This window comes from Streptomyces camelliae (assembly GCF_027625935.1).
Classification (GTDB): Bacteria; Actinomycetota; Actinomycetes; order Streptomycetales; family Streptomycetaceae; genus Streptomyces; species Streptomyces camelliae.
Window position 1 is genome coordinate 764,368 of record NZ_CP115300.1, and the last position, 18,085, is coordinate 782,452.

Annotated in this window: 13 protein-coding genes and 3 pseudogenes; 6 read left to right on the forward strand and 10 right to left on the reverse strand. The window is 71.5% G+C overall.

The window, feature by feature from the left end; all coding sequences use genetic code 11:
- Positions 1–54: 54 nt before the first annotated feature.
- Positions 55–1,110, forward strand: coding sequence for a maleylacetate reductase (locus O1G22_RS03695; protein ID WP_270079950.1), 1,056 nt, complete (start codon positions 55–57; stop codon positions 1,108–1,110).
- A gap of 34 nt (positions 1,111–1,144) precedes the next feature.
- On the opposite strand, the gene O1G22_RS03700 is transcribed toward O1G22_RS03695, so the two are convergent.
- A complete protein-coding gene (locus tag O1G22_RS03700; RefSeq protein WP_270079951.1) occupies positions 1,145–1,564 on the reverse strand; it encodes an SRPBCC family protein in 420 nt (139 codons plus the stop codon).
- A gap of 155 nt (positions 1,565–1,719) precedes the next feature.
- Here O1G22_RS03700 and O1G22_RS03705 point away from each other — a divergent pair.
- Both O1G22_RS03705 and O1G22_RS03710 read left to right on the forward strand, forming a co-directional pair.
- Positions 1,720–2,594, forward strand: a pseudogene (locus tag O1G22_RS03705) (LysR family transcriptional regulator).
- Positions 2,595–2,735: 141 nt separating this feature from the next.
- Entirely contained in the window at positions 2,736–3,812 is a 1,077-nt protein-coding gene (locus O1G22_RS03710) for a fatty acid desaturase family protein (RefSeq protein WP_270079952.1), read from the forward strand.
- Positions 3,813–3,851: 39 nt separating this feature from the next.
- On the opposite strand, the gene O1G22_RS03715 is transcribed toward O1G22_RS03710, so the two are convergent.
- A complete protein-coding gene (locus O1G22_RS03715) occupies positions 3,852–5,282 on the reverse strand; it encodes a cation:dicarboxylate symporter family transporter (RefSeq protein WP_428986475.1) in 1,431 nt (476 codons plus the stop codon).
- A 155-nt stretch (positions 5,283–5,437) separates the two neighbouring features.
- Positions 5,438–5,560, reverse strand: a pseudogene (locus tag O1G22_RS44750) (LacI family transcriptional regulator); the annotation flags it as partial.
- Positions 5,561–5,563: 3 nt separating this feature from the next.
- Here O1G22_RS44750 and O1G22_RS03725 point away from each other — a divergent pair.
- Positions 5,564–5,875: pseudogene (locus O1G22_RS03725) on the forward strand (TIM barrel protein); the annotation flags it as partial.
- A gap of 778 nt (positions 5,876–6,653) precedes the next feature.
- Here the strand turns inward: O1G22_RS03725 and gap are convergent.
- From gap to O1G22_RS03750, 5 genes are all read right to left on the reverse strand, one after another.
- Positions 6,654–7,652 carry a type I glyceraldehyde-3-phosphate dehydrogenase gene (gap, locus tag O1G22_RS03730; protein WP_270079954.1) on the reverse strand — a complete coding sequence of 333 codons (999 nt, stop codon included), beginning with the start codon at positions 7,650–7,652 and terminating at the stop codon, positions 6,654–6,656.
- 121 nt (positions 7,653–7,773) lie between these two features.
- A complete protein-coding gene (locus O1G22_RS03735; RefSeq protein ID WP_270079955.1) occupies positions 7,774–8,730 on the reverse strand; it encodes a GlxA family transcriptional regulator in 957 nt (318 codons plus the stop codon).
- Between the two features lie 288 nt (positions 8,731–9,018).
- Positions 9,019–10,470 carry an argininosuccinate synthase gene (gene argG / locus O1G22_RS03740; protein WP_225100120.1) on the reverse strand — a complete coding sequence of 484 codons (1,452 nt, stop codon included), beginning with the start codon at positions 10,468–10,470 and terminating at the stop codon, positions 9,019–9,021.
- Positions 10,471–10,970: 500 nt separating this feature from the next.
- A complete protein-coding gene (locus O1G22_RS03745; RefSeq protein WP_270079956.1) occupies positions 10,971–12,629 on the reverse strand; it encodes a penicillin-binding transpeptidase domain-containing protein in 1,659 nt (552 codons plus the stop codon).
- 133 nt (positions 12,630–12,762) lie between these two features.
- Complete coding sequence (locus O1G22_RS03750) at positions 12,763–13,329, reverse strand: TetR/AcrR family transcriptional regulator (protein ID WP_270079957.1); 567 nt, start codon at positions 13,327–13,329, stop codon at positions 12,763–12,765.
- A gap of 82 nt (positions 13,330–13,411) precedes the next feature.
- Between O1G22_RS03750 and O1G22_RS03755 the strand changes: the two genes are divergently transcribed.
- Entirely contained in the window at positions 13,412–14,326 is a 915-nt protein-coding gene (locus O1G22_RS03755) for an SDR family oxidoreductase (protein ID WP_270079958.1), read from the forward strand.
- Positions 14,327–14,482: 156 nt separating this feature from the next.
- On the opposite strand, the gene O1G22_RS03760 is transcribed toward O1G22_RS03755, so the two are convergent.
- Together O1G22_RS03760 and O1G22_RS03765 are read right to left on the reverse strand one after the other, a co-directional pair.
- Positions 14,483–15,499, reverse strand: coding sequence for a hypothetical protein (locus O1G22_RS03760; protein WP_270079959.1), 1,017 nt, complete (start codon positions 15,497–15,499; stop codon positions 14,483–14,485).
- A 158-nt stretch (positions 15,500–15,657) separates the two neighbouring features.
- Positions 15,658–16,374: a TioE family transcriptional regulator gene (locus O1G22_RS03765; protein ID WP_270079960.1), complete on the reverse strand. Its 717-nt coding sequence runs from the start codon at positions 16,372–16,374 to the stop codon at positions 15,658–15,660.
- 92 nt (positions 16,375–16,466) lie between these two features.
- Between O1G22_RS03765 and O1G22_RS03770 the strand changes: the two genes are divergently transcribed.
- Complete coding sequence (locus O1G22_RS03770; RefSeq protein ID WP_270079961.1) at positions 16,467–17,618, forward strand: erythromycin esterase family protein; 1,152 nt, start codon at positions 16,467–16,469, stop codon at positions 17,616–17,618.
- The last annotated feature ends 467 nt before the right edge of the window (positions 17,619–18,085 follow it).

The following is an 18,085-nucleotide window of genomic DNA, read 5'->3' on the forward strand; positions in this document are numbered from 1 at the left end:
CTCCGCTGAGCCGACTCGGCATCAGTTCTGTTCAGATCCACTGGAGGTTCGACCATGTCCGAGCGCGGCAGCGGACGCATCACCGTCCACGAGACTCTGCCCTGCCGGGTCCTCCTGGGCGCCGGCGCCCGGCACTCCGTCCCCGAGGAGACCGAACGGCTCGGCTCGGGCCGGGTGTTGCTCGTCGCGTCGGGCTCGGCCCGCGCCGCCGCCGACGACCTGGTCCGGGCGCTCGGTCCCCGTCTGGCGGTGCGTTTCGACCGGCCCGCGGTGCACACGCCGGTCGCCGTGACCGAGGAGGCGCTGAAGCTGCTGCGCGCGGCGGACGCCGACAGTGTGGTGGCTCTCGGCGGCGGCTCGGCGATCGGCCTCGGCAAAGCGCTGTCGGTGCGCACCGGCCTGCCCCAGATCGCGGTCCCCACCACCTACGCGGGTTCGGAGGTGACCCCGGTCCTGGGCGAGACCAAGGACGGGGTGAAGACGACCCGCCGAGACCCCGTCATCGCGCCCGGTACGGTCGTCTACGACCCGGAACTGACTCTCGGTATGCCGGCCGGGCTCACCCTGACCAGCGCGCTCAACGCCCTGGCCCACGCGGTCGAGGCCCTCTGGGCGCCGAACGCGACCGCCGCGAGCGACGCCTTGGCGACCGAGGCCGCCGACGGCATCCTCGCCGCCCTGCCCGAGGTGCTCGCGCGTCCCGGAGACCTCGCCGGGCGCGAGCGGCTCCAGCAGTGCGCCTGGCTGGCCGGGCTCTGTCTGGCCCAGACCCGGATGGGCCTGCACCACCAGCTGGCCCACGCCCTCGGCGGCACCTTCGACCTGCCGCACGCCGAGCTCCACGCCCTGCTGCTGCCGCATGTCCTCGCCTTCAACCTGCCCGCCGCGCCGAAGGCCGCCGCCCGGCTGGAGCGGATCACCGGCGGCGACCCGGTGACGGTCATCGGCGGCCTGGCCTGCAGCCACACGGGCCCGACCACGCTCAAGGCCCTGGGCGTGCCGCGGGAGGGGCTGCGGGCCGTCGCCGAGCGGGTCGTGGCCCAGCCCTATCCCAACCCGCGCACACCGGAGGTGGAGGCGGTGGCGCGCTTGCTCGACGGCGCCTGGTGAGCGAGCGGGTCATCTCCTCCAGGCACATCCCCCCTCAGGCACCGAGGAGACCGGAGGCGGCGCGGGCCAGGCCGTCCAGCCATGCCTGATGGCCGTTGAGCATCGGGGTGGGCAGTTCCTTGGCCAGTGCGGCGGCGGGCTGCCCGATCTGTGTCTCCTGGGTCAGGATGCGGACGCGGCCGCCGGGCAGGTCCTCCACGAGCCAGGCGTGCAGCACATCGAGCTGTTCCTCGGGGGTTCCGTCCTGCCGGGCCGTCCAGGACAGCCGGCCGGGAACGCCCCGGGCCGGCGCCTGGAACGCCACCACGTGCGCGTCCAGCGACGGGAAGCCGAACGTGCCGAACCGGAAGACGGTGCCGTCCGTCAGCTCGGGGCCGTCGCCGTTGGAGACGAAGTCGTCGCCGGTGCCGGGCAGGTACTTCTCGGGCCAGTCGATCGCGTTCTGCACGGTCATGGGCGTGCCTTTTCTCGGCTTTGTCGGGGGCGTTGCCGCCCTGCCGGCCTCTGCCGGCGTTCTCGACCGTAGGCAGCACACCCATCCGGACACCAATAGGAAAGCGGATCTCTGATATCGGACCACCGATAGGTGCGGTGGCTACGCCGGCTGCCATGGATCTGAACCTGCTGCACACGTTCCTGGCCGTGTACCGCTCCGGGTCGTTCACGGCGGCGGCACCGCGGCTGGGGCTGTCCCAGCCGACCGTGACCGCTCGGATCCGCACCCTGGAGCAGCGGACCGGGCGGGAGCTGTTCACCCGGCTGCCGCGCGGGGTGGAGCCCACCCCCTACGCGCACGAGCTGAGCGCCCGGATCGCCGGCCCGCTGGACGAGCTCGCCGCGCTGGAGGAGCCCGGCCGGGCGGCGGCGCCCGTGCATCTGACCGGACCGTCGGCGCTGTTGTGCGTACGGGTACTGCCCGCACTCGTCCCGCTCGTCGCCGACGGGGTCGAGCTGCGGGTTGCGCAGGGGCTGCCCGAGCCGCTGCTGGAGGAGATGCGGGCGGGCCGGCACGACCTGGTGATCGCCACTCGGCGGCCGCGCGGCCGGGGCCTTGTGTCCGTGCCGCTCGCCGACGAGGAGTACGTGCTGGTCGCGAGCCCCGCCTGGGCGGAGCGCGGCGCCGGGTCCGCCGATGTGTGCGCCGCGCTGCGGGACGTGCCGATGGTGACGTACGCCGAGGATCTGCCGATCGTCCGGCGCTACTGGCGGGCTGTCTTCGGCAAGCAGCTCACCGCCCGCGCGGCCGTGACCGTGCCCAACCTGTACGCCGTGCTCTCCGCGATCACCGCGGGCGCCGGCTACAGCGTGCTGCCCCGCTCACTGTGCCAGGACCACCTGGACTCCGGCCGCCTGACCCCCTGCCGCACGACCCGGAGGAGCCGCCGCTGAACACCCTCTTCCTGGTCCAGCGCCCCGGCGCCGACACCAACCCGGACGTCCTGCGCGTGCGTGACCGTCTGCGGCAGGCGGCCCGTAGCCGGTGACTCCCCCGCACCTCGGACAACTGCTCAGCTCAGGGCGCATGCGGTGGTGCGAACACCCTGGGCGGCCTAGGGACAACCCCCGGTCCGGCCGGGTAACTGGCAGGCTGTTACGGCCGGACCGCCGTCCCGAGACTCGTCGGCATGACGATTTCCACCGACACCTCCGTCCCGGCCACGCTGCCGGCCGCCCGCTCCCGTACGTCCGGCTCCGGAGCCGGCAGCGACTTCGCCCGGCTGTCCCGTCGTATCGCCGAGGCGGGTCTGCTGGAACGGCGCCCCGGCTACTACACGGCGCGGCTCGGTCTGGTGATCGCGCTGCTGGCGGCGGGCTGGGCGGCCTTCTTCGCGCTCGGCGACACCTGGTGGCAGCTGGCCGTGGCGGCCTTCATGGCGTTGCTGTTCGGTCAGATCGCCCTGATCGCCCATGACGTGGCGCACCGTCAGGTCTTCGGCAGTGCCCGCAGGAGTGAGCTGTGGGGGCGGCTGTTCGGCAATCTGGCGATCGGCATGAGCTACGGCTGGTGGATGAACAAGCACACCCGCCATCACGCCAACCCCAACCACGAGGAACTCGACCCCGATGTCTCCCCGGACATCCTGGTGTGGTCCACCGAACAGGCCCGCACGAGCCGGGGACTGGCCCGGCTCATCGGAGGCCACCAGGCGTTGCTGTTCTTCCCGCTGCTGACGCTGGAGGGGTTCAACCTGCACGTCTCCAGTGTCCGGGCACTGCGCTCGCCGTCGATGAAGAAGCGGCTGCTGGAGGGCCTTCTGCTGGGCCTGCACCTCGGGGCCTATGTGTCCGCGCTGTTCCTGGTGCTCTCCCCCGGCAAGGCGGTGGCGTTCCTCGCCGTGCACCAGTGTCTCTTCGGTGTCTACCTCGGCTGCACCTTCGCACCGAACCACAAGGGCATGCCCACGTTCACCGGTGACGACCGGCCCGACTTCCTGCGCCGCCAGGTGCTGACCTCCCGCAACGTACGCGGTGGCCTGCTCACCGACGTCATGCTCGGAGGGCTCAACTACCAGATCGAGCACCATCTGTTCCCGAGCATGCCCACGCCCCATCTGCGCCGGGCCCAGGTCATCGTCCGCCAGTACTGCGCCGAGATCGGTGTGCCGTACCACGAGACCGGGCTCATCCGGTCCTACCGCGAGGCCCTCACCCATATGCATCGGGTGGGGGAACCGATCCGGCGGCAGCGCAAGGCGTCCTGACGACGACCCGGGGCACCGGGCATCCGGGGCTGTGCGAGGTCAGTCGGTGCGCACCGGGCGGCCGGATTCCGTCTCCGCCGCGGGCTGAACCAGCTGGTGCCGGCCGAGCGCATCGGCCGGCACCGCCGTGCCGTCCGGTCCCGGCGCGGCCGTACCGTCGTGCTCCTCCGGTACGAAGGCGGCCTCGCCGCTCAGCGCCTTCTTCGCGCGCCCGGCGTCCAGCGCGCCTTCCCAGCGGGCGACGGCGAAGGCCGCCACGCAGTTGCCGAGGAGGTTGGTGGCCACGCGCATCGAGTCCATGATGCGGTCCACGCCCAGCAGGAGGGCGACGGCCCCGGCGGGGACGACCCCGAGCGCGGACGCGGTCGCCGACAGGGCGAGGAAGGCCGAACCGGGCACGCCCGCCATGCCCTTGCTGGTCAGCATGAGCATCAGCACGACCGTGATCTGCTGGCCGAGGGAGAGGTCGACGCCCACCGCCTGGGCCATGAAGAGAGTGGCGAGGGAGAGGTAGATGGACGCGCCGTCGAGGTTGAAGGAGTAGCCGGTGGGCAGGACGAGGCCCACGGCGTCGTCGCGGCAGCCGGCGTGGCGCAGCCTCTGCATCATGCGCGGCATGACCGTCTCGCTGGATGCGGTGCCCAGGGCGAGCACCAGCTCCTCACGGGTGTAGCGGACGAACTTCCACAGGCTCAGCCCGGTGACCGCCTTCAGCGCCGCCGCGAGCAGGAGGAGGAACAGCACGGCGGCGCCGTAACAGACGGCGATGAGCATGCCGTACGTCGACATCACGCCCAGGCCGTACTGGCCGACCAGGTGCGCGGTCGCGCCGAAGACCGCGAGCGGGGCGAGCCGCATGACGAAGCCGACGACCGCGAAGACGACCTCCTGCACCTGCTCCACGGCCGGCAGGATCGCCGGCACCTTGGTGTGCCCCAGGTGCAGCACGGCGGCGCCCACCAGGCAGGCCAGGACGAGGACCTGGAGCAGGGAGTTCTCGGCGAACGCCCCCACCGCGCTCTCGGGCAGTGCGTGCAGCACGAACTCGGTGGTGGACGGCAGGGATCCGCCGCCCGTCTTCGCGTCGACAGCCGAGGCGTCGAGCCGGGCCGGGTCGACATGCATGCCCGCGCCGGGCTGGACGAGATTACCCGCGACCAGGCCGATCAGCAGGGCGAACGTCGTCGCCACCTCGAACCAGAGCAGCGCCTTGACGCCGATCCGGCCGAACGCCCGGAGGTTCCCGGCCTTGGCGATGCCGGTGACCACCACGCAGAACACCAGGGGTGCGATGACCGCCTTGATGAGCCGGACGAAACCGTCGCCCAGCATCTGGACGGCGGAGCCCACATCGGGCCAGAGCCGCCCCACGACGACTCCGAGTACCAGGGCACAGGCGATCTGGGTGAACAACGAGGTGCGCAGGAGACGTATGGCGCGTCGCGGCAGGGACGGTACGGACAGCGACACAGGCATCCTCCGAACAATGGTTCCGTCATGCGGAATTCATCTTCCGCGAGATGCCCGTAACTATGGATCACGTCACGACTCCACAGAAGTGCACAGACAGCAGACGGGAAAATCTTGGATGTTCGTCCAAGCAGAGGGTGGGTCAGAAGGGTGCGTCAGGAAGGCCGGGCCGTGGTGCCGCGCACGACGAGGTGCGGGGCGAGGACGACCTCAGGGGGCTCGGTGCGGCCCTGGTCGAGGCGTTCGACGGCGGCGGCCACCGCGTGCCGGGCCTGCTCCCGAACGACGCCCCAGGGATCATCCAGTACGCGGGCGGCCCCCTCCCCCACGTCCACCTCGCCGACGCCTCCGACCACACCGCGTCCTCGGGCAACCGCTACATCCTCAGCTCGCCCGGCACACCGGCCCGTATTCATCAGCACCTGAACATCGGGGAGGGCGAGGTCGACTTCGGCGTACTCTTCCGCGCCCTGCGCGCGAACGGCTTCGACGGCACGCTCACGGCGTGTGTGTTCGCGTGGGAGGAACGGGCGATGGAGTCCTCGGTGTTCATGCGCGACAAGATCAACGAGTATCCGGCCGACTGGTCCTGACGCGACGTCATGTCTCCGGCACACGCAGACGCCGCCTGTTCCCTCGATCCCCTTGAAAAAGCACCGCCATGAACACGTCCAAGCCCTTGTCCGTCGCGGTGATCGGGGCCGGCATGGCCGGCCGCAGCCACGCGGCCGGCTACAACCCCTGGGACGATGTCTACATGGACGTCCTGGACTACCAGTGGGCCGTCGCCGTCGCGTTCTGGCAGGAGATCGACGCACTCGCCCGGGAGAACGGCGTCCGGGTGGCCATCGGGATGCACCCGCACAACCTCGTCTTCTCCCCCGTCACCCTCAGGCGGCCCGTCGACGTGGGCGGCCTGACGAACGTCGGCGCCGAGCTGGACACCTCGTTCACACGGGTGCCCGCCGACGCCCAGGGGCAAGGCCCACCGGCTACGGCTTCTGGTGCAACGCCTGGCCGGAGAACCCGGCCTGGAAGTTCGTCGCCGTCGGCCTCGGCGACGACGTCCCGTTCTGGACCGAGTTCCTGCGCGCCCTCGCCGAGATCGACCCCGACATGGCCGTCAACATCGAGCACGAGGACGCCGCCTACTCCCGGACCGAGGGACTCGCCCTGGCCGCGAAGAACCTGCACGGCGCGGCGGCCGCTCCGTAGCGTGCCCCTGCGCGGTCCGGGCGCGTGGTCGGTGCCGATGGGCAGCTGGGCCCGGTCGATGTGGTCGTGCTCGGCCAGGGACACGTGCTCCACCCGGACCACCCCGGGGTCGGGCCTCGCCGCCGCGCGGGCGCATCCGCGCCTCGCTCCCTTCGGTCAGCGTGCGGCGAGGAGTTCGAGGGTGTCGATCACTCGGTTCGAGAAGCCCCACTCGTTGTCGTACCAGGCGACGACCTTGATGTGCCGTCCGTCGACGCGGGTGAGGGCCGAGTCGAAGATCGAGGACGCCGGGTTGCCGGTGATGTCGGAGGAGACGAGCGGGTCCTCGGAGTATTCGAGGACGCCGGCCAGCGGGCCCTGTGCGGCGGCGCGGTAGGCCTCCAGCACCTCGTCTCGGGTGACGTCGCGGCTGACGGTGGTGTTGAGTTCGACGATCGAGCCCACAGGGACGGGCACGCGGATGGAGTCGCCGGACAGCTTGCCGTCGAGGTTCGGCAGCACGAGGCCGATCGCCTTGGCGGCGCCCGTTGTGGTCGGCACGATGTTCACCGCGGCGGCGCGGGCGCGGCGGGCGTCGCGATGCGGGCCGTCCTGGAGGTTCTGCTCCTGGGTGTAGGCGTGCACGGTCGTCATGAACCCGTGCTCGATACCGGCGAGTTGGTCCAGCACGGCGGCCAGCGGGGCGAGCGCGTTGGTGGTGCAGGAGGCGTTCGACACGATGGTGTGCAGGGCGGGGTCGTACGCGTCGGTGTTGACACCGTAGGCGAGGGTGACGTCGGCGCCGTCCGAGGGCGCGCTGACAAGTACCTTCCGGGCGCCCGCGTCGAGGTGGGCGCGCGCGGCCTTGGCCGAGGTGAAGCGGCCGGTCGACTCCAGCACGATGTCCACGCCGAGGTCGGCCCACGGCAGCTGAGCCGGTTCGCGCTCGGCAAGCACCCTGATACGGCGGCCGTCCACGACGAGGTCGTCCCCGTCGGCGGCCACCGGACGGCCGAGCCGGCCGGCCGTGCTGTCGTAGGCGAGAAGCCGTGCCAGGGCGGTGGGTTCGGTGAGGTCGTTGACGGCGACGACCTCCAGCTCGCTGTCGCGTTCCAGCAGCGCGCGCAGCACGTTGCGTCCGATGCGGCCGAATCCGTTGATGGCGATGCGCGTCACGGGTGGTGTCCCCTTCGGTTGTTCACTGCGGGTCGCCACCAGCGTCGCGTGTCGCGTCCGGCCGTGGCCGTGTCCGGAGCGCCATGGTTCGCAAGGATCGCGCCAGGCTGCTCTCGCGGTGCTAATCGCCCTGGGTGAAGGTGCGCCGGTACTCGCTCGGGGTGGTCCCGAGGATCTGCTGGAAGTGCGCCCGCAGATTCGCGCCGGTGCCGAGTCCGACGTCGACGGCGATCTGCTCGATGCTGCGCTCGGAGCGTTCCAGCAGTTCGCGGGCCATGTCGACGCGGGCGCGCATCACCCACTGCATCGGTGTGTAGCCGGTGTCCTCCACGAAGCGCCGGGAGAAGGTGCGCGGTGAGACCGCCGCGTGCCGGGCGAGCGCCGCGAGGCTGAGGGGTTCGCCGAGGCGGTGCAGGGCCCACTCGCGGGTCGCGGCGAACCGCTCGCCGAGCGGTTCGGGCACGCTGCGCGGCACGTACTGGGCCTGACCGCCACTGCGGTAGGGGGCGGCGACCAGGCGCCGGGCAGCGTGGTTGGCGGCGGCGACGCCGAGGTCGGCGCGGAGGACGTGCAGGCACAGGTCGATGCCGGAGGCGGCGCCGGCCGAGGTCAGCACGCTGCCCGCGTCGACGAACAGCACGTTCTCGTCGACCTGGACCAGCGGATGCTTCGCCGCGAGGGCCCGGGAGTAGTGCCAGTGGGTCGTCGCGCGTCTGCCGTCGAGGAGGCCGGTGGCGGCGAGGGCGAAGGCACCCGTGGAGATGGCGGCGAGCCGCGCTCCGCGCGCGTGGGCGGCGAGCAAGGCGTCGATGACGCTCCGCGGCGGGTCCTCGCGGTCCGGGAACCGGTAGCCGGGGATGAAGACGATGTCGGCCCACGCGAGCGCGTCGAGTCCGTGGGCGACGTGGTACGACAGCCCGTCGCCACCGGTCACGAGTCCCGGCACGGCGCCGCACACCCGTACCTCGTACGGCATGCTCGCCCGGGTCGTGAACACCTGCGCGGGGATACCGACATCGAGCGGTTTCGCACCGTCGAGCACCAGGACGGCGACACGGCGCAGACGGGAAGGGGGCACGGCGACCAGGGTACGAGGGGTACGGGTCGGGACTGGCGGGGCGGGTCGGGGTCGGGGTCGGGGGCGAGGTCGGTCGGCGGTGCGGCGCAGGACTCCGGCGCGGTCCGGTCCAGGACCACCTCCCGTAGTCGTCCAGCTGTGGTCGGCATGGGCGAGGCGGGCCCGCAGCCGGATTCCGGCGGCCGGGGCGACGTACGTCCTGCGCCGTCCCCTGATACGACGGCGGGCCCCGCCGGTGGTGAACCGACGGGGCCCGTTGTCCGGGTGCGTACGACCGGGTGAGCGTGCTCAGTCCGTGCCGGACTCCATCGCGGCGCGGTCGAGCAGCTCGTCCTCTTCCTCCGGGGCCTCGCCGCGCGAGGCGATCGCCTCGGCGCCGCCGTGGGCCATCGCGCCGATCAGACCGGTCGAGGCCGCCTGCGCGGCGCCGATCAGCGCCGGGTGCTCGGTGCCGACCATGCCCAGGCCCGCGTACTGCTCCAGCCGGGCACGCGAGTCGGCGATGTCGAGGTTGCGCATGGTGAGCTGGCCGATCCGGTCGGACGGGCCGAACGCGGAGTCCTCGGTGCGTTCCATGGACAGCTTGTCCGGGTGGTAGCTGAACGCCGGACCCGTGGTGTCCAGGATCGAGTAGTCCTCACCGCGCCGCAGCCGCAGCGTCACCTCGCCGGTGACCGCGACGCCGACCCAGCGCTGCAGCGACTCACGGATCATGAGCGCCTGCGGGTCCAGCCAGCGGCCCTCGTACATGAGTCGGCCGAGCTTGCGGCCCTCGTTGTGGTACTGGGCGAGGGTGTCCTCGTTGTGGATCGCGTTGACCAGGCGCTCGTAGGCCGCGTACAGCAGGGCCATGCCGGGCGCCTCGTAGATGCCGCGGCTCTTGGCCTCGATGATCCGGTTCTCGATCTGGTCCGACATGCCGAGGCCGTGCCGGCCGCCGATGGCGTTGGCCTCCATGACCAGCTCGACCGGCGAGGCGAACTCCTTGCCGTTGATCGTCACCGGGCGGCCCTGGTCGAAGCCGATGGTCACGTCCTCGGCGAGGATCTCGACGGTGGGGTCCCAGAACCGCACACCCATGATCGGCTCAACGGTCTCCACACCGTTGTCCAGGTGCTCCAGGGTCTTCGCCTCGTGGGTGGCGCCCCAGATGTTGGCGTCCGTCGAGTACGCCTTCTCGGTGCTGTCGCGGTACGGCAGCCCGTGCGCGAGCAGCCACTCCGACATCTCCTTGCGGCCGCCCAGCTCGGTCACGAAGTCCGCGTCCAGCCAGGGCTTGTAGATCCGCAGGTGGGGGTTGGCGAGCAGACCGTAGCGGTAGAACCGCTCGATGTCGTTGCCCTTGAAGGTGGAGCCGTCGCCCCAGATCTGCACGTCGTCCTCAAGCATCGCCCGCACCAGCAGGGTGCCGGTGACGGCGCGGCCGAGCGGCGTGGTGTTGAAGTAGGCACGCCCGCCGGAGCGGATGTGGAACGCGCCGCACGCGAGCGCGGCCAGCCCCTCCTCGACCAGGGCCGCACGGCAGTCGACCAGGCGCGCGATCTCGGCACCGTAGGTCGCCGCACGGCTCGGCACCGAGGCGATGTCGGGCTCGTCGTACTGGCCGATGTCGGCGGTGTAGGTGCACGGGACGGCACCCTTGTCGCGCATCCACGCGACGGCGACCGACGTGTCGAGGCCGCCGGAGAAGGCGATGCCGACGCGCTCGCCGACCGGAAGGGAGGTGAGGACCTTGGACATAGGAAGAGTATGCACCATTCCGTATGGCCATGCATAGTCGGGTGGCGCGATCGGCCACGCCGGAAGGGAGGCCGGTGATCGGTCCGGCCCGGAAGGCCGGCAGCCGCAGCCCCGCGGGGGACGGTCGCACCGACGAGCGACGCCACCCGCCGGGCCTCGGCCCCGTCGCCGGGTCCCCGCCGGTGAGCGTGCCGTCGCCGAGCAGCCACGGGTCGGCCACTCCCGGAGCGACACCGGGACGGGCACCGGACGGCGCCCGGTTCCCCGGCGAGCCGGTCGAAGCGCAGATGCCCGCAGGCGATCCCCCGCAGGCGATCTCCCGCAGGATGAGCAGCCCACCAGTCGCCCACCACCGCCGCGGGCACCCTCGCCCGTCCCGGGCCGGACCGCCACCACGCTCCGGGCGGTCGGCGCAGAGGGCTACGGCCGGCTTCGCCCTCGCCGTCGTGACCGAGTGACCGACCTCAGGAGCGAGTGACCCGGTGCGGCGCCGGACTCGATCAGTTGCCGGTCAGCAGCCGTCGTACGACGTACCCCGCGGAGTCCACGCCCGAGCTGCCACCCTCGACGAGGGCCGCGACCGCGATACGGGAGTCGTAGGCGGTCAGCCAGCCGTTGGTGTGGTCCCCCTCCTCCGCGGTGCCGGTCTTGGCGCCGACGCCCGCCAGTCCGCCGAGCCGCGGAGCCGCGGTCCCGCTGGTGGCGACGCTGCGCATCATCGACTGGAGGTAGCCGGCCGTACGGGGCGAGATGGGCCGGGGCGCGGTGTCCTGGTGCTGTCCGGGCAGGATGACCGGCTGCTCGAAGCCGGCGTTGCGGACGGTCGCCGCCACCGACGCCATGAACAGCGGGGTGGCCGTGACCTTGCCCTGGCCGATGAACTGGGCCGCCTGGTCGCCGCCCTGGGCGTCCGCCGGGATGCTCGGGTCGGTGGTGGCGACCCCGCCGCCGATGGACCAGCTGCCCATGCCGAAGACGTTCACGGCCTCGTCGTGCAGGGCGGAGGCGTCACCATGGCGTACGAGGTGGTGGAACCCGTCCTTGATGAACGAGGTGTTGCACGACACCGTGAACGCCTGGGCCAGCGAGGAGCCGGGATCGGCCCGTACGCCGGGGTCGTTGTGGAACAGCTGGCTGTTGGCCATCAGCGAGTCCGTACACGGTGCCGGGCTGTCCGGCGTGAGACCTGCCTGGTCGAAGAGGGCCGCTGCGGTGATGATCTTCATCGTCGAGCCGGGCGACTTGATGCCGTTGACGGCGATGTCCCCGTCGTCGCCGGTGTGTGCGACGGCGAGGATGTGCCCGGTGCGCCAGTCGAGCGCCACGGTACCGGCGGGCTTGCCCTGGAGGTTGGTGTCCTGAACCGCGTTCTCGGCCACCTTCTGAAGGTCCGCGTCGATGGTCGTCCGGATCACCGGAGCCCGCCCCTTGATGAAGACCTTCACCGTCTCCACCGGCTCGCCGTCGCCGCCGACCACGGCCACGCCCGTCTCGGCGCTGCCACCGGTGGCCTTGGCGTTCTTGCGGATCGTCGCGGCGATGTCCCGCAGGGACGGGAAGCCGGAGAGGTCGGTCCTGCCGTCGGACGCGACGACCTTCGCCGCGTCCGGGTCGGCCGGCAGCTTTCCTGCGACCAGCGACTGGCCGTCACTCATGCCCGGATAGAGCACCGAGTTGTTCCAGTGCACCGCCAGCTGACCGTGCGTGCTCTTCAGCACCGCGACCGCGCTGGAGTAGGTCCATGTGCCGCCCGCCACCTGGGCGGTGACGTCGAAGGTGACCTTCGTGGCGCCCGGAGTCACCTGGGACGGCCCGACGGCGACGATGTGGTCGAACGACAGCTTCTTCAGCCGCAGTCCGTCGGCGTAGCTCCGCAGCGCCTGGGACGCCGTGTCCGGTACGTCGGTGTCGCTCGCCGCGCCGTCGAGGTGCTGCTTGGACCAGCTGTCCAGGAAGGCACGGGTCAGCTTCGCCGCCTCGGCGCCCGTCGGCGGCGTGCCCGACATCTCCGACGCGTCGAAGGTGCTCCCCCGCGTGGGCTGGGCGTCACCCGCGGAACCGGAGGTCAGGCCGTGGACAACGTTGTACGTACCGATTCCCCCGAGAGCGAGCAGCGCGGTGCACGTACCGGCGAGGCCGATCTTCACAGCTCTGTTCATGCGTCGGATCGTATGTACATTCCATGGAGACGCGTGCGGTTCGTCAACAGATCGTTATCGGACCGTCAAGCCGTCGCGTCTCCATATCACCGCGCAGGCACGGGAGTTCACCGGCAGAGCCGACGGCAGGGGCCTAACCGCCCGACACCACTGCCTTCAGTTCGGCCAGCGACTCCCGTGTCAGCTCCGCCATCGGGCGCTCCTCGCCGGCCGCGATCCAGCGGTCGAAGGCGACCTTGAAGACGGCGACGCCCGCCTCGGCGGCCAGGCTCGCGGTCGGTTCGGGTACACCGCGGTGCCGCAGGGTGCCGGCGAGCGCCGCCGACAGCGAGGCGAGCTTGATCAGCTCGCGCTCCATCAGTTCGGCGTTCCCCGTGATCACCGCGTGCCGCCGGCGGGCGAAGTCACGCCGGTCGGCGAACATCTCGGCGGCGGCGTACAGCCCGAGCGCCAGCGCGTCGAGCGGTGCCGCGGATTCCGGAGCGCCCGCGACCGCGCGCACGAAGAGGTCTTCCAGCTCGCCGGAGCCGGCGAAGAGCACCTCGCGCTTGTCGGCGTAATGCCGGAAGAAGGTCCGCTCGGTGAGCCCGGCCCGCTTGGCGATCTCCGCGACGGTGGTCTGCTCGTACCCGCGCTCGCCATACAGCTCCAGCGCGGCCTTCGCGAGGCGCCCGCGCGCGTCCGGCTCCCATCTGCCCATGCGCCGATCTTACGTGATGACAGTGACCGACATCGGGTGTACGGTCTATGACAGTCACTGACATCGACTCTCTGGGGCTTCCATGCGCATCTTCGTGACCGGCGCCTCCGGCTGGATCGGATCCGCCGTCGTTCCCGAGCTTCTCGACGCCGGACACCAGGTCGTCGGACTCGCCCGCTCCGACGCCTCCGCCGCCGCGCTCACCGAGGCCGGCGCCGACGTCGTCCGCGGCACCGTCGACGACCTCGACGTCCTACGGGAGGCGGCCGCCGCCTCCGACGGGGTGATCCATCTCGCCTTCAAGCACGACATCGCCTTCTCCGGCGACTTCCAGGGCGCGGCCGAGGCCGACCGCCGCGCCGTCGACGCCTTCGGCGAGGCGCTCGCCGGCACCGACCGGCCCTTCGTCCTGGCCTCCGGCGTGGCCGGTCTCACGCATGGCCGGCGGGCGACGGAACGGGACATGCCGACCGTCGACGGCTCACCCCTCTCCGTCCGGGCGGCCACCTCCCTGGCCGCGCTCGGCCTCGCTTCGCGCGGCGTCCGCTCGTCCGTGGTGCGGCTCTCCCCGACCTGCCACGGCGAGGGGGACAACGGATTCATGGCGACCCTGATCGCCACCGCCCGCGCCAAGGGCGTCTCGGGCTATCTCGGCGACGGCACCAACCGCTGGCCGGCCGTGCACCGCCTCGACGCCGCCCGGCTGTTCCGTCTGGCGGTCGAGAAGGCGCCCGCGGGCGCGGTGCTGCACGGCGCCGCCGAGGAGGGCGTCGCCCTCAGCGAGATCGCCGAGGTGATCGGCCGCCATCTGGGTGTCCCGGTGACCTCGGTGGCCCCCGAAGCCGCGGCGGAGCACTTCGGCTGGATGGGCGGCTTCGTCGGCCTCGACGCCCCGGTGTCGAGCACCCTCACCCGCGACCTGCTCGACTGGCAGCCGACCCACCCCGGCCTCCTGGACGACCTCGACAAGGGGCACTACTTCCACACCACGGGCTGATCACCGCCCGGCCCAGCCCTCCGATCGGGCCATTTCCAGGATCGTCCAGCAGAAAGGACGTACGAACTGCGCAACGGCACCGACGGGTTCTGACGCCGGACACGGCGGTCCCGCCCCGCGCCGGTCACGGGCCGGACGGGACCGCCGTGGGTGTGCCTAGGGCCGGGCGCGGGCGAGCGGCTCGCCGCCGGGTTCACCGCCCCGGCCGTAGACGCCGATCACGAACGGGCCGACCTCCCCGACGGCGGCCCAGGCGTCACCGGCCCGCTGGAACTCGAACTCGGTCCGGCTACCGTCCACTTCGATGCCGAGCGTCGTCGGCCACTTGTGTTCCGGCCCGAGCCGTCCTGCCTCGCGGAACGCGGCCTCGGCCTCGGCGTCGTCGGGACCAGCGGGGAACGCGAAACGGTCGGGGTCCGGCCGGAACGCCAGGTGCAGGGCGCCCGCGAGACACTCGACGCGGGCCTCGTCGAAGGCCTTCTGGAGCCCGTGAGATCCGTACCGGTTGGAGTCGACGGGTCGCCAGGTCGATACGACGACGGTGGCTCCCGCAGCCGTACGGTACCCGTGGCTGACGAACCACAACGGCTTCTCGGGCTTGCCCTCCACGGTGCCCCACCCTTCGAGCCAGCGCTCCGCAGCCCCGTGTGCGAGGCCGTGAACGGGGAATTCCTGCCCCTCATACGGGAGTTCGGGCTGGAGCCCGGGCCCTCTCAGCGTGGCCAGTCGAGGCAGGGCGTAGGCCCGGTCCCAGTCGTCCAGGTGGTGGCCGGAGGAGGAGAGGAAGCTCCGCAGCAGCGCGGCGCCCTCGCCCACGTACTGGGGTGCGAGCCGGGCCAGCGCGTACGCGCCGTCGATGTTCTCCCACTGCTCGACATAGCCCCGGTACTCGTTGGCCACGAGCTGCAGGGAACCGGCGGCACTTTTGACGTGGTCGCCGCCGAGGGATGCGCGGATACGAGCGGCCTCGATGCGCCGCGCGGATCCGACGTGCTGGTTGCTCGTGAAGACGAGCCCGAGCCGGGTCGCCGCCTCGCCGGCGTACCGCGGCCCCAGCGCGATCATCCGCCTCGCGCCCTCCAGTATGGCGTCGGCGTCGACGCGCCACTCGGTGTCGAGCAGCCGCCGCGCCTCGCGCACGTCCGCGCTGGCGTCGTGCTCCCCGTTCGTCACGCCGTTCTCCCCTTCGGTCCGGCACACATCTCGATCCTGCTCGATGCACGGTTCTCCTCGAAGGGTACGGCGAGTTGGCAGCCGTGGATCGGCCCGCGACGGCCGGCGCGCATGCGACGCAGGCCACCGCTCCGCGTGACGGTGCGGGCCGGCACGACTCAGGCGAGGTTCAGCAGGCCCAGGTAGACGTCGAGTCGCGTAGCCGCCCGGAGCATCGCCAGGCCCTGTGCCGAGAGTTTGCGTTGCCAGGCCGCCAGGGAGGCGGCCAGTGCGTCGGTGCCGCCCGCTGTCCGGATCTGCCGGACGACCATGGCGATATGGTCCAGCGGATAGCCCCCGCGCCGCAGGAGGTGCGCCAGCTCGGCGTCGCGGACGTCGGCGGCGTCGAAGACGCGGTATCCGGTGGCAGGATCCCGGGCGGGGTCGAGGATGCCGGCCTCTTCCCAGTTGCGCACGGTCGCCGGGGTGATGCCGAGCTGGTGCGCGAGTTCGCCGACGGATCGGGTGCCGGCGTCCGGTGACGGTACCGGAGCGGCGCCGGACTCGGCGGTCAGGTGAGTCACCGCGTCGCGCACCGCGTCGAGAGTGTCCCGGTCGCGCAGCAACTGGCTGTGGCCGCGGTCGATGATCGTCAGGGCGTCGTCGAGCGCGTCCCGGTGGAGCGCGTTCATGATCTGGCCGGCGACCGCGTGACCGTACGCCGGGACGAGCGCGAGGAAGGCGCGGAGCGCCGCCGCGTGCGTCTCGGTGTAGATGCGGTAGCCGCTCCGGGTGCGCTCGGCGGGAGGGATGAATCCGTCCCGCTCGTAGTTGCGGACCGCCTGGGTCGAGATGCCGTGCTCACGCGCGAGGTCCGCCGGACGGAAGGTACTCATCGGTTGAGACTTTACGCCATAGCCTGCCTGGAGCTTCCGGGGACACCTCGCTCAAAGTATCAATCGAGCTTTCAAAGATACGATTGAGGCTCATGACTCAGGACATCCGAGACGTCATCACCCCTTCGTGCGAACTGCTGGCGCTGGGCGAGCCGACACACCAGGAGCCCGCCTTCGGCCGGGTCCGCAACGAGCTGTTCGCCCAGCTGGTCGGGTGCGGCTTCCGGTCCATCGCCCTGGAGACCGACCGCGTGGCCGCGCTCGCCGTGAACGACTACGTCCAGGGAGGAGCAGGCAGCCTCGACACGGTGCTCAGCGAGGGCTTCTCCCACGGCTGGGGCGCGCTGGAGCCCAACAGGCGGCTGATCGCCTGGATGCGGGACCACAACCGGAACCGGCCGCCGGAGCAGCGGCTGGCCTTCCACGGCTTCGACACCCCGACGGAGAACTACAGCGCCCCCAGCCCGCGCGCCTACCTCGAACACGCCCGCGCCTATCTCGGCCTCGACCTCGACCTCACCCGCCTCGCCGGCGACGACGAACGGTGGAGCCGCGCGGAGGCGGTCATGGACCCGGCCATGTCACCCGGCGCCACGGCCGAGGCCGGGCAGCTTCGGCTGATCGCGGACGACATGCTCACCTCGCTCTACACCCGCGCACCCGAACTCATCGAGTCCACCTCACGCGAGCGGTGGCTGCGGGCCCGTACCCACCTCACCGCCGGTCTCGGCCTGCTGCGCTACCACCATGAGTCGGCACGGCAGCCCTTCGACACCAGCCCCAGGGTCACCGCGCTGCTCGCCACCCGGGACGCCCACATGGCCCAGAACCTGCTGGACATCCGGGACATCGAGGCGGAACGGGGACCCACCCTGGTCTTCGCCAACAACGGCCATCTGCAGCGCACCATGAGCGGCTGGCACCTGGGCGACGTAGGGGCCGACTGGTGGGGCGCCGGTTCTGTCCTGGCCCACCTGCTCGGCGAGCGGTATCTCTTCGTCGTGGGCAGCCTCGGCCGCAGCGAAGCCCTCGGCCTCGGCGCTCCCGCGCCGGACACCTACGAGGGCCTTCTCCAGGCCCGATTCCCCACCTGGGCACTGACCGCGCCCGGCACACTCGCTCCCGCCCGCGTCCGGACCGACACCGAACCGCGGCAGGGCTACGCCCCTCTCGCCCAGGCCACGCTCGACACGGCGGACGCCGTCCTGCACATCGGCGACGGCACGGCCGCGGCACACCCATGAGGCTCGCTCGGACCCGTGGCGCAGGTCCGTGACCGACGCACCCGCGACGGCACCCGAGCACACGAACCCCCTTGAGCCGCCGCGCCCTTCGGGTGCGGCTCAGCGCAGCCCGAGACAGGGCAGCCACGTCCGTGCGGCACCCTGTCCCGCGGTGAGCAGGGCACTCAACGCGCCGGCCGCCCCGCCGAGGAGTCCTCTGGCCTCCTGGCCGAAGCTGTACGGCGGGCCGCCGCGTAGGCGGGCCCCTCGGGACGAGAGGCACCGTACCCAGGGAAATGTCACGCGCGTCCCGGAGACAATCGGCCAGCAACTGTTCGACCTCCACCTGCGTCCTTCCCTTGGCAGCCATGGAGCGATCGAGTGAATTTCCGCTCCTGTCATGGGAATTCCGCACTAACTCCCACCTGAAAAACGGCCCGGAATTCGTCATATGAGCAACAGGGTTGCGCCTGGTGCACAGAAAGCGC